Consider the following 12,203-nt stretch of genomic DNA (forward strand, 5'->3'; position numbering starts at 1 on the left):
GTTGATCGTTGGGCGGGCTCAGCCGTGGCGCAAATCCAGCGTGAACGGGAATTCCAGACTGCGCCGCGGCGCTTCGGCCGCGAGCGGCCCAGGGGTGTGGCCGGTCGCGAAGAAGCGCGCGCGCCGCCGGCTTTCGGCCTCGTACGCGTTGACCGGGAAGGTCAGATAGTTGCGCCCGCCCGGATGGGCTACATGATACTGGCATCCGCCGAGCGAGCGGCCGGTCCATGTGTCGACGAGGTCGAACGTGAGCGGCGCGTGCACGCCGATCGCCGGATGCAGCGCGGCGGCCTGCCGCCACGCGCGAAAGCGCACGCCCGCGACGTGCTCGCTGACGCGCCCGGTCGGCTGCAGCGGCAACGGCGCGCCGTTGACGGTCACCAGGTGACGGTTGCCGTTCAGCCCGAGCGCGCTCACCTCCAGCCGCTCCACCGACGAATCCACATAGCGCACGGTGCCGCCCACCGCGCCCTCCTCGCCCATCACGTGCCACGGTTCGAGCGCGTGGCGGATGGTCAGCGCGACGCCGTCGACGTTCAGCTCGCCGACGAGCGGAAAGCGAAACGCGAAGTGCGGCGCGAACCACGCGCGGTCGAACGCGAAGCCGGCCGCCGCGAGATCGGCGAGCACGTCGTCGAAATCCATCTGCACGAAGGTGCCGAGCAGGAAGCGGTCGTGCAGCTCGGTACCCCAGCGCGTGAGCCGCGTCGTGTACGGCGTGCGCCAGAAGCGCGCGACGAGCGCGCGCAGCAGCAGTTGCTGCACGAGGCTCATGCGCGCGTGCGGCGGCATCTCGAAGCCGCGCAGTTCGAGCAGGCCGAGCCGCCCGGTCGGACCGTCGGGCGAGTACAGCTTGTCGATGCAGAACTCCGCGCGATGCGTGTTGCCGGTCACGTCGATCAGCAGGTTGCGCAGCGACCGGTCGACGAGCCACGCCGGCAAACGCTCGCCGTCGCGCCCGCCGAGCCTGTCGATCTGCCGCTGCAGCTCGCGCATCGCGATCTCCAGCTCGTAGACCTGGTCGTTGCGCGCCTCGTCGACGCGCGGCGCCTGGCTCGTCGGCCCGATGAAGAGCCCCGAGAACAGATACGACAGCGACGGGTGGTTCAGCCAGTACGCGACGAGGCTCGCGAGCAGGTCGGGGCGGCGCAGGAACGGGCTGTCGGCCGGCGTCGCGCCGCCGAGCACGAAATGATTGCCGCCGCCGGTGCCGGTATGCCGGCCGTCGAGCATGAACTTCTCGGTGCTCAGATACGACGCGTGCGCGGCCTGATAGAGGAACTCGGTATGCTCGACCAGCTCGTCCCAGTTCGACGCCGGATGGATGTTCACTTCGATCACGCCGGGATCGGGCGTGACCTGCAGCATCTTCAGGCGCGCGTCGCGCGGCGGCGGATAGCCCTCGATCACGACCTTCACGTCGAGTTCGGCCGCGCTCGCTTCGACCGCGGCGAGCAGGTCGAGGTAGTCGTCGAGTTCCGTGAGGGGCGGCATGAACACGTGCAGCAGCCGGCAGCCGCTGCCGAACCGGGCGGCCTCGACGGCCGGGCCGGCGGCGCGCGCGGGATCGCGCGCCTCGACGCACAGCGCAGTGCGCCGCACGCCGGCCGCCGATTCGCCGCGCGCGGGGGGCAGCGCGGCGCGGGCGGCATCGGGCACCCCGCCCGCGCCGGCCGAGCCGGCCGCGCCGACGCCGGCCGCGCCGCGCCCCGGGCGCACCGCGCTTTCCTCATCGTCCCCATCCGCGGCATTGCCCGCATTGCCCGCATTGCCCGCATTGCCCGCATTGCCCGCCGCGACTTGCGCACGGCCGGCGTCCGCCGCATCCGCATATTGCTGCCGCAACTGCGCCGCGCCGCGCAGCGGCGCGGGCGGCGCGAACGGATCGTGCGGATGCTGGTACGGATAATCGGCCGCCGCGACCCACGGCAGCGAGTCGAGCGGCAGGCGGTAGCCCATCGACGAGTCGCCCGGCACGAGGTACAGGCGTTCGTCGCGGAGATGCCACGGCCCGCTGATCCAGCGCGCGGCCTGCAGCGGCACGTCGCGCTCGCGCGCGAGCGGCAGCACGTAGCCGGTCACCGCGGACAGCCCCGCGTCGAACACGCGCCGCAGGCGCACCCGTTCCAGCTCGTCGTCGAGACGCGCATCGAACGGATCGACGTTGACCGGCAGCCGCCGCTCGCGCCACAGGTAGTACCAGGTGTCCTCGTAGCCCGGCTGGACGAAGCGCGCGTCGAGGCCGAGCTTGCCGGCCAGATGCGCGATGAAGCGCTGCGCGTCCTCCGACGTGTAGCGCTGCGGCTCGCGCTCGTCGGCAAAGCGCGCCGGATCCTGCCAGCACGGCTCGCCATCGGCCCGCCAGTACAGCGACAGCGCCCAGCGCGGCAACTGCTCGCCCGGATACCACTTCCCCTGTCCGATGTGCACGAAACCATTCGCGCCATAGCGCGCGCGCAGCCGGTCGAGCAGCGCGACCGCGTAGCTGCGCTTGGTCGGTCCGAGCGCGTCGGTATTCCACTCGGCCGCATCGCGATCGCGCACGGCGACGAAGGTCGGCTCGCCGCCCATCGTGAGCCGCACGTCCTGGGCGTCGAGTTCGGCGTCGACGCCGGCGCCCATCGCCAGCACGTCGCGCCAGACGTCCTCGGTATAGGGCAGCGTGACGCGCGGCGTCTCCAGCACCCGCTCGATCGACATCGTGTGCTCGAACGCGACCTCGCACTCGTCGAGCGCGCCGGAAATGGGCGCCGCGCTGCCGGGTTCCGGCGTGCACGCAACCGGCAGATGGCCTTCGCCCGCGAGCAGGCCCGAGGTCGGATCGAGCCCGATCCAGCCCGCACCCGGCAGGTAGACCTCGCACCATGCGTGCAGATCGGTGAAATCGGTCTCGGCGCCGCTCGGGCCGTCGAGCGCTTTCGTATCGGGGGCGAGCTGCAGCAGATAACCCGACACGAAGCGCGCCGCGAGGCCGAGCTCGCGCAGCGTCTGCACCAGCAGCCAGCCCGAATCGCGGCACGATCCCGCGCCGCTCGCAAGGGTCTCCTCGGGCGTCTGGACACCCGGCTCCATCCGGATCAGGTAGCGGATCTCGTGCTGCAGCCGCTGGTTCAGCGCGACCAGAAAATCGACCGTCGGCTGCGGCGTGCGGTCGATGCTCGCGACGAAGGCGTCAAAGCGCGGCGTGCGCGCGCGCGTCACGCGGTAGGGCGCGAGCTCGGCCGCGAGGTCCGGCGCGTAATCGAACGGAAAGCGCTCCGCCGAGGGTTCGAGAAAAAAGTCGAACGGATTGTAGACGGCCATCTCCGCGACCAGATCGACCGTCACCTTGAATGCGCGGGTGGGCTCCGGGAACACGAGACGCGCCTGATAGTTCGCAAACGCGTCCTGCTGCCAGTTGATGAAATGCGCCGCCGGCTCCACCCGCATCGAGTACGAGAGGATCGGCGTGCGGCAATGCGGCGCGGGCCGCAGGCGCACGACCTGCGGCGACAGTCCGACGAGACGGTCGTAGCGGTAATGGGTGACGTGATTCAACGCGACACGGATCGACACACCGGACTCCTGAACGAGAGAGGGGGCAGTCCGCCATTTAGCAAGCTTCATGCCGTTACAGGGAAAACGTGCGGCTTGCGGCGGCGCGCGGGCGGGCCGTGCGCTCGCGCACACAAAGCGTGCGTCCCGTTCCGCGCCGCCGCGCCAGACGGCGGCCGCGCGCGGCGTTCACGCACCAAAGCGGCGCACGCACGGCGTCATTCTGCCGCTGAAAGGTGACGGAAACCGGCACGCCCGCGCGGCATCGCAGCGGAGAAATTTCGGGTGATTTCGCGTAAGTTTCGATAAAGCCTGGTAAGCAGGCTGCCGTTAACCCACTGCGAAGCGGACCGTTTCGCCGATCGCGTGGACCGTGCGCGGCGCGGCTTCGCGAACGTGCAACCTTTCCGAAAGAGGCAGGGCTTCGATGCGCACCGACTCCACGGTCGAGCAGGCCAGGGCGCGGCACCTCGCGGGCGACTTCGCCGGCGCGCGCGCGCTTTACGAAGCCGCGCTCGCCGCCGAGCCCGGCCACGCCGACGCGATGTTCCGCCTCGGCGTGCTCGCGCTGCAATGCGGGACGCCGGACGAGGCGCTCGCCTGGCTCGACCGCGCGCTCGCGATCGAGCCGCAGACAAGCCGCTACCATTTCGCGCGCGGCCAGGTCCTCGCCGCGCTCGGACGCTTCGCGGCGGCCATCGACGTCTACCGGAACCTGCTCGCGTTCGACGCCACGTCGGCCGACCTGTGGTTCGCGCTCGGCGGCGCGCTGCAGGCAAGCGGCGATCTGCAGGCCGCCGCCGCGGCCTACGAATCGACCGCCGCGCTCGATCCGCAACACGCCGACGCGCTGAACAACCTCGGCAACTGCCGCCGCCAGCTCGGCGCGCCCGAGCCCGCCGAGGCGGCGTACCGCCGCGCGCTCGCGCTGCAGCCGCAGCATGGGCAGGCGCTGACGAACCTCGGCACGCTGCTGCAGGCGCGCGGCCGGCTCGACGACGCCGTCGACGTGCTGTTGCAGGCCGCGCAGGCGGCGCCGGACTCGCCGGCCTGCCTCGTCAACCTGGGCGTTGCGCTGTGCGCGCAGCACCGCTACACCGATGCCGCCGCGCTGCTTGCGCGCGCCGCCGATCTCGCGCCGCACGACCCGGCCGCCGCGTACAACCTGGGCAACGCGCACTACGGGCTCGGCCGGCTGCGCGACGCGCAGGCGCAGTATCGTCGCGCGCTGCGGCTCGACCCGCGGCACGCGGACGCGCACAACAATCTGGGCAACGTCTGCAAGGCGCTCGGCGAATTCGAGGCGGCCGCCGCCGCGTTCGACGCCGCGCTCGCCGCGCGGCCGGGCTTCGTCGCCGCTTACAACAACCTTGGAAACCTGCTGCGCACGCTCGGCCGCACGAGCGACGCCGAAGCGTGCCTGCGCGCGGCGCTGCGCGCCGACCCGCAGCACGCGGTGACGCACAGCAACCTGGGCAACGTGCTGAAAGACAGCGGGGCGCTCGACGAAGGCATCGCGCACTATCGCCGCGCAGTCGCCTGCGATCCGCACAACGCGGTTGCGCACAGCAATCTTGCGTATGCGCTGACCTTCCAGACCGAGCAGGCTGCCGACGTGCTCGCCGAATGCCGCCGCTGGGCCGCGCGGCACGAAGCACCGCTCGCGGCGCAGCGCGCGCCCCACGCCAACTCGCGGAGCGCCGCGCGGCGCCTGCGGATCGGCTATGTCGGCGCGGACTTTCGCGACCATTGCCAGGCGCTCTTCACCGTCCCGCTGCTGGCGCATCACGATCACGCGCAGTTCGAGATCCACGGCTATGCGAGCGTCGAGCGTCCGGACGCGATGACGCAGCGCATCGCCGGCTATGCAGACGTCTGGCATCCGGTGCGCGCGCTCGACGACGCGCAGCTCGCGCAGCAGATCCGCGCGGACGGCATCGATATCCTCGTCGACCTGACGATGCACATGGCCGACGGCCGGCCGGCGCTGTTCGCGCGCAAGCCCGCGCCGGTGCAGATAGCGTGGCTCGCGTACCCGGGCACCACCGGCCTCGACGCGATCGACTACCGGCTGACCGACCCGCGCCTCGACCCGCCCGGCACCGACGACGCCTACAGCGAGCGTTCGCTGCGGCTGCCCGACACGTTCTGGTGCTATGACCCGCTCGCGAGCGAGCCGGCGCCCAACGCCCTGCCCGCGCGGCACAACGGGTACGTAACGTTCGGATGCCTGAACAATCCGTGCAAGCTGACCGATCGCACGCTCGCGCTCTGGGGCCCGGTGCTGGACGCCGTCGACGGCGCGCGCCTGCTGCTGATGGCGCCCGAAGGCGAGGCGAGGCAGCGGCTCGCCGGACGCCTCGCCCGTCACGGCATCGACCCGCGGCGGGTCGATTACCAGCCGTTCCTGCCGCGCGCCGCCTACCTGCGCACCTATCACGCGATCGACATCGGCCTCGACACGTTTCCGTACAACGGACACACCACCAGTCTCGACGCGTTCTGGATGGGCGTACCGGTCGTCACGCGCAGCGGCGCGACCGCGGTCGGCCGGGGCGGGCTCAGCCAGCTGTTCAATCTCGGCCTCAGCACGCTCGCCGCCGCTTCGGACGAAGACTTCGCGCGCATCGCGGCGACGCTGGCCGCGGATCTGCCGCGCGTGGCCGGTCTGCGCGCCGATCTGCGCACACGCATGCAGCGCTCGCCGCTGATGGACGGCGCGCGCTTCGCCGCGAACGTCGAAGCGGCCTACCGGCAGGCGTGGCGCGACTGGTGCGCACGCTAGCGGGCACGGCAACGCGTGCGCAGACCGCGCGCGCGGCCCCGGCGTGCCGCGCGCGGGCCATCCGCGTCAATAGGCGACGTAGGGTCCGGTGCCGCCGGGCGTCGGCTGCTGCTCGATCGCGGCGTACACATTGCGGCCATAGAAGAACGGCAGCCCCCAGTCGAAGATCGACGACGTGACGAACGCCGGTCCCGCCAGCAGCGGCAGCACGACGTCGCCGCGATAGGTCTCCGACAGCGACGTCGCGTTGCCGACATCGAACGACACCGCGCTCGTCACGCCGTTCAGGCCTTCGATCATCGCGCTGAGCGATTCCGTCGACGACGGGCAGTAATACGCGCTGTTCGGACTCGCGCAGTCCGGCAGCGCGCCGGTCTGGAAGAACAGGCCGGTCGAGCCGCTGTCGATGATGCTGCTCGCGTAGGTCGTGCCGTTCTGCACCGTCGTGAACGTGCCGGTGGACGGACTCACCGCAATCACCTGCGCGCTGCCGAGCCCGTTGTTGCTCTCGGTGCCGATGCCGAATACGAGCTGCCCGGCGAGCGACGGCTCGCCCGGCGAATCGACCGCGGGCAGCATCAGCACCGAGCCGTTGTTATCGGTCTTGAAGTACGGAATCGGATTGGCCACCTGCAGATTCTCGGCCACCGCGAGCGACGTGCAGGTCGTCCCGGAGCAGCCGTAATACGTCGCCGGCACGGCCTGTTGCGCACAATCCGCACCGCAGTCGTGCTTGAACACGCCGATGCCGAGCACGCCGTTCGCGGCGAGCGTCGCGGGCGTATTGCGTGCCGAGCCCACGTTGGAGCACGCGGTCGGCGTCGCGCTGTAGCCCGGATCGATCACCTGGACCGGCAGCGACGATGCCTGCTCGCCGCCGAGCTGCACGTCCGCGAGCCGCACGGAGCCCCACGTATAGCCGTCGAAGAACTGCATGCATTCCGCGAGCGCGTTGCCCGAGCCGTCCTGCTCCTGCGGCAGCGCGACGGACGCCGGCAACTGCGAAGCGAAGATGCGCAAGCCCCACGAACCGGTATCGACGAGCACGTGATCGATCGTCTGGCACTGCGAAGTACCGGGCGTGCACACCGTCACGCTGACGAACGGCATGTTCGGCACCCCGGTCACGCCCGAATCGACCGTCACCGCCACGGCATTGGCCGCGAGCGTCTGGGCAGTCGGCGCAGCAATCGACGGCTGCGACGGGCTCGATGCATTGGCGGTGCTGCTGCCCTGGCTGCCTCCGCCGCCCCCGCCGCCGCATGCGGCCAGCCATAACGCGAGGAGCGCCGCCGTGCAGAACCTGATCAGCGATCTGGACTCGCCCATGACGTCCTCCTCACTGGATCACGTTGACGTTCACGCCGGCCGGCACGGCCTGCGGCAGATACGCGTAGCCGCTGAACGCACGCAACTGGCCGCCCGAAAACACCACGAGCGTGTCGCTGGACACTGCCAGCGGCGTTGCGCGGCGCGTCGCGGTCGACGCCAGGTACGTGTCGAACGACGCGCCGAGCGTCGCCCGCAGATCGGGCAGCGTGGGCCCCGCCCACGCGACGCCGAACACGTTCCCATTGGCCGCGACGAATTCGCGCACGACCGTGCCCGATGGCAGCGTCAGCGGATAGACGGTGTACGCGGATTGCGAAATGGCGCTGCCGGCGGCGGCCTGCATTTGCGCGGCATCGGTCCCGATGCTGGCGACGTTTCCGCCGAGCGCCGCCTGCGCGCCGAGCGGCAGCGCGCACACTGCGCCGAGCACGGCTCGCGCGATGCGTTTTTGAAGCGTCGTGTTCACGTGTGTTCCTTCAGGAGTGAAGCCGCCCGTGACGGTCATCGAAGGTCATCACGGGCGACGAATCGGGGCGCGCTCTTCATCGCATAACGCGAATGTGCGTGCGGGGCCGGAGCGCTTGAAACAGTCTACGGAGCGGGGAAGCAAAACTTTAGGGAGCAAGAACGCGTCGTCGCAATCGTTTGCGAAGCGTATGAACGCTTCAGGCGCGTTGCACCGTTTGACACGCCTTCTGCAACGTCCATCTGAAGCGGCTTAGCGTCGGCTTTCTTTATTTATGATGTTTGAAGCGAACACCCGTGCACACACGCTGACGGCCCTAAAAAAAGTCGCGCCGGGGCGGCGGACTCCGCGTGCTTTTAAAAAAACGCTTCAAATGTGCTCAAAAAAGCGGCTTTGATCCGACGATTGCCAGGCCGACTTGCCAATCCTTCATCAGATAATCTGGACTCCCAACGAATTTTTTCGCCGGAAGAACGGGTATCGAATGTCAAATCCAGGGGCCCCGCTTGCGTCCTCGCCGCTGCCTCAGACAAAAAGACCCTGCCGTCCCGTTCGGGCTGGCAGGGTCCGCGGGCGCCCGCACGTCGACGACGTGCGGGATGCGTCAGGACTTCGGCTGCAGCAGTGTCTTGAGTTCCTGCACGTTTTCCTCGACACGCTTCGCGATCACCGCGTATGACTCCGCCTGCGACTGGTACGCCGCCTGCGCAAGCTGCTGCAGATCGGCGAGCGCCTTGTGGAGCGTCTGCTGCACGAGTTCGGCCGTCTGCATGGACGGCGCGCCGCCCGCCGTGCCCATCTGGCCGGCCAGCGCCTGCAGTTCGGCCAGCGTCGAGCGCAGCATCTCCGCCTGCTTCTGCGCGAGCGCCTGCATGCCGTGCAGCGCGGCCTGGTTGGCCGTGACCAGCGCCTCGACATCCTTGCGCCGCGCTTCCATGATGGCCGGCACATCGAAGCCGGGTAGCCTGAACTGCTCCAGCATTCTGGTGAATTCGCCAAATGGATTGGCGGCGTCGGGTCGTTCCATGCTGATGCCTCCCTCAGTGTGAACACAGGCCGGTTATCCGCCCGCGGGCGGCCGGCGGCGGCTGCGCAGCGTCCCCGTTCACACCCCGGAGCGACGCCCGCGCAGGCTTTCATCATGCCCGTTCCGGCCGGGTTGCGCCAGCGCGGGCCGTCGACGCCGAGCGCGGCGAAGCCATATGATCAGCAATACGAAGCAAATTGCGCCTTTGATACCGTGCGGGCCGAGGGTGCCGTGCCGGCAGCCCGCATCGAAAGCGTCCAGTAATGAAATGAAAGGATTCCGGGGTACACTGCTCGCCCGTTAGCCTGCGGCGCGCGCCGCGCCCGAACCGGCCACCCGACCTTCGCACGGGGCGCCGATCTTCAGACGATATGCCAACCCGCCCTCCCGCCCCTTCGCCGCGCGCGCCCCGGCTGTCGCGCCTGCGCCGTGCCTTCGACGCACGTATCGGCCGTCTGGCGATACTGGCGGGCGGCCATCCGCTCACGGTCGGGGCGCTCGGCACGCTGCTCGCATTCGGCGCCTGCGCACTCACGCTGCTCACGCTGGCCGCGGGCCGCGACGACGCGCTCGATCACGCGCGCGACACGTCGGCCGGCGTGCTCGCGATCCTGAGCAGCGACATCCAGCGCAACGTCGAACTCGCCGATCTGTCGCTGCAAGCCGTCGCGGCCGGGTTTCGCGACCCGGCGGTGATGAAGCTCGCGCCCGCCATCCGCCGCCGGGTGCTGTTCGACCGCAGCACGACCGCGCGCTACGTCAGCGCGGTGTCCGCGCTGAACGCGCACGGCGACGTCGTCGAATACGGCTCCGGCGAGCCGCCGCTCGGCAATCTCGCCGATCGCGACTATTTCACCGTGCACCAGCGCAATCCGCACGCGGGGCTCTACGTATCGCGGCCCTACCACTCGCGGCTGCGCGGCGGCAAGCCGTCGATCGCACTCAGCCGCCGGATCGACGGCCTGAACGGCGGCTTCGCCGGCGTTGCGGTGATCGCCGTGGATCTCGACTATTTCGGCGCGCTGCTCGCGCGACTGCCGCTCGGGCCGCATGGCTGCAGCTTCATCCTGCGCACGGACGGCATGGTCGTCGCCGGCCACGGCGCCACCGCGGGCGTACCGGCGCCGCGTCCGTTCGCGCCGCTGACGCTGCCCGACGCGCAGCGGCTCCTCGCGGCGCCGCGCGGCGCGTTCGCCGCCCGCTCGCCGGCCGACGGCCTGATGCATCTGTTCACGTTCGCCCGCATCCCCGGCACGCCGCTCGTCGCGGTCGTCGCGCCGGCCGAAACCGACTTGCTGCGCACGTGGCGGCAGCGCGCGGTGATCGTCGGCGCGTCGGCGCTGTGTGTCGGCGCGGCGTTCGCGCTCGTGATCTGGCTGCTCGCGTTCGCGCTGCGCGACCGCACCGCGATGCAGGCCCGCCTCGAACACATGGCGCAGACCGACGCGCTGACCGGGCTCGACAACCGGCGCGCGCTCGACCGGACGCTCACGACCGAATGGCACCGGATGCGCCGGACCGGGCGCGCGCTGTCGGTGCTGTTCATCGACGCGGATCATTTCAAGGCCTATAACGACGAGCATGGCCACGCGATCGGCGACGAGGCGCTGCGGCACATCGCCGCGACGCTCACGCGGCATCTGCGGCGGCCCGGCGATTCGGCCGCGCGCTACGGCGGCGAGGAGTTCGTGGCGGTGCTGCCGGATACCGACGGGCAAGGCGCATTCGTCGTAGCCGAGGCGATCCGCCGCGATATCGGCGATGCGCACGCGAGCGGCGGCGCGCAGTTGCCGCCGCTCACCGTGAGCATCGGCTGCGGAACCGCCAGCGACGACGACCTCACGCTCGACGCCTTCATGCTGCGCACCGATGCGGCACTGTACGCCGCGAAGACATCGGGCCGCGACCGCGTCGTCCATGCGGCGCCGGCCGTCGCGGTGCACGCGCGCGATCCGTCCGCCGCGCGCGTGTGCAAGGCAGTGTAAGTTACTGCCAGCCTGCGGTAACCCTACGGTCCGTCATCGCGACTATTGTGTCTTCATGCCGGCGCATCGTTGCGCCCGCATCGATCGACAGGATGGAACCGATGAAACAGCACCTGCTCAACGCGGCAATCGCCGCCCTTCTCGTCGCCGCCGCGACCTCCGCTTTCGCCCAGGGCGCGCCCCTCGCGCCGCCGGCGCCGCCGGAACACATGCCGCCGCCCCCGGGCGCGGGGTTCGCGCCGCCGCACGGCCCGCGCTTCGCGGTGGTCAACGATCTCGAACAACTGCACCGGCTGTACGCGATGACAGGCCGCGACGGCGAAATGATCGCGGTCTATCATGATGTGCTGAACCGGACGCAGGATCCGATGCTGCGTCATTTCGTCTATGACGCACTGGCGCGCGAGGAACTGAAGCCCGCCCACCCCGATCAGGCAATCGCGACACTGCGCACGAGCCTCGGCGAAGATATCGCGGAGGTGAACCGCGCACCGCGGGCCGCGCCGCCCGGCGCGCCGGGCGCCGTGCCGACGCCGCAGTAGCGGCGCGCACCGCGCGGCCTGGCGGCGTGCGCGCACGCAGGCCGGCGTGCGCGCCGGCCTGCCCCGCCTTGCGATACACCGCGATACACCGCGATACGCCACGATACGCCGCCGCCATGAACCGTCTCCTCGCCGATGCCGTGCTCGTCGGGCACGCGCTGCTCGCCGGCTTCATCGTGACGATGCTGCCGGCGGTGTGGATCGGCGCGGCGCGCGGCTGGCGCTGGGTGCGCCAGCCGACGCTGCGCGGCGTGCACCTCGTCGCGATCGGCTGCGTCGCCGCGCTGTCGGCACTGGGTATTCCGTGTCCGCTGACCGTGCTCGAAGACTGGCTGCGCAACGGGTCAACCGGCACCGAAGGGTGCATCCAGCGCTGGGAGGACCGCCTGCTGTTCCATGCGCTGCCCGGCTGGATGTTCACCGCCGCTTACCTTCTCTTTGCGCTCGCGGTGCTGCTCACGTTCTGGGGAATTCCGCCCGTGCGCAGAAGGCGTTGACGCACGCGCGGATGGCCCGCGCGAACGACCGCCTT

Annotated in this window: 8 protein-coding genes; 4 read left to right on the forward strand and 4 right to left on the reverse strand. The window is 70.3% G+C overall.

All coding sequences use genetic code 11. The annotated features are described in order from the left end of the window. Positions 1-18: 18 nt before the first annotated feature. Complete coding sequence (locus AC3AP7_RS27855; protein ID WP_487363521.1) at positions 19-3,555, reverse strand: transglutaminase family protein; 3,537 nt, start codon at positions 3,553-3,555, stop codon at positions 19-21. Between the two features lie 406 nt (positions 3,556-3,961). On the opposite strand from AC3AP7_RS27855, the gene AC3AP7_RS27860 reads away from it, so the two are divergent. Then, positions 3,962-6,319 carry a tetratricopeptide repeat protein gene (locus AC3AP7_RS27860; protein ID WP_487363522.1) on the forward strand — a complete coding sequence of 786 codons (2,358 nt, stop codon included), beginning with the start codon at positions 3,962-3,964 and terminating at the stop codon, positions 6,317-6,319. Positions 6,320-6,385: 66 nt separating this feature from the next. On the opposite strand, the gene AC3AP7_RS27865 is transcribed toward AC3AP7_RS27860, so the two are convergent. From AC3AP7_RS27865 to phaP, 3 genes are all read right to left on the reverse strand, one after another. Further along, on the reverse strand, positions 6,386-7,648 hold the full coding sequence (locus AC3AP7_RS27865; RefSeq protein ID WP_487363523.1) for a DUF3443 domain-containing protein: 1,263 nt from the start codon (positions 7,646-7,648) through the stop codon (positions 6,386-6,388). Between the two features lie 10 nt (positions 7,649-7,658). Further along, entirely contained in the window at positions 7,659-8,117 is a 459-nt protein-coding gene (locus AC3AP7_RS27870) for a DUF2844 domain-containing protein (protein WP_487363524.1), read from the reverse strand. A 604-nt stretch (positions 8,118-8,721) separates the two neighbouring features. Continuing rightward, a complete protein-coding gene (gene phaP / locus AC3AP7_RS27875; protein ID WP_487363525.1) occupies positions 8,722-9,144 on the reverse strand; it encodes a TIGR01841 family phasin in 423 nt (140 codons plus the stop codon). Positions 9,145-9,515: 371 nt separating this feature from the next. Between phaP and AC3AP7_RS27880 the strand changes: the two genes are divergently transcribed. From AC3AP7_RS27880 to AC3AP7_RS27890, 3 genes are all read left to right on the forward strand, one after another. Then, positions 9,516-11,129, forward strand: a complete 1,614-nt coding sequence (locus tag AC3AP7_RS27880) for a sensor domain-containing diguanylate cyclase (RefSeq protein ID WP_487363526.1) — start codon at positions 9,516-9,518, stop codon at positions 11,127-11,129. Between the two features lie 101 nt (positions 11,130-11,230). Next, positions 11,231-11,671, forward strand: coding sequence for a hypothetical protein (locus tag AC3AP7_RS27885; protein ID WP_487363527.1), 441 nt, complete (start codon positions 11,231-11,233; stop codon positions 11,669-11,671). 116 nt (positions 11,672-11,787) lie between these two features. Then, a complete protein-coding gene (locus tag AC3AP7_RS27890) occupies positions 11,788-12,168 on the forward strand; it encodes a DUF2784 domain-containing protein (RefSeq protein WP_487363528.1) in 381 nt (126 codons plus the stop codon). Positions 12,169-12,203: the final 35 nt, after the last annotated feature.

This window comes from Paraburkholderia sp. PAMB 6770 (assembly GCF_057748135.1).

Coding starts and splice junctions, on each gene's coding strand:
- AC3AP7_RS27860 (WP_487363522.1), top strand. CDS start 3,962: ATGCGCACCGACTCCACGGTCGAGCAGGCCAGGGCGCGGCACCTCGCG.
- AC3AP7_RS27865 (WP_487363523.1), bottom strand. CDS start 7,648: ATGGGCGAGTCCAGATCGCTGATCAGGTTCTGCACGGCGGCGCTCCTC.
- phaP (WP_487363525.1), bottom strand. CDS start 9,144: ATGGAACGACCCGACGCCGCCAATCCATTTGGCGAATTCACCAGAATG.
- AC3AP7_RS27880 (WP_487363526.1), top strand. CDS start 9,516: ATGCCAACCCGCCCTCCCGCCCCTTCGCCGCGCGCGCCCCGGCTGTCG.
- AC3AP7_RS27885 (WP_487363527.1), top strand. CDS start 11,231: ATGAAACAGCACCTGCTCAACGCGGCAATCGCCGCCCTTCTCGTCGCC.
- AC3AP7_RS27890 (WP_487363528.1), top strand. CDS start 11,788: ATGAACCGTCTCCTCGCCGATGCCGTGCTCGTCGGGCACGCGCTGCTC.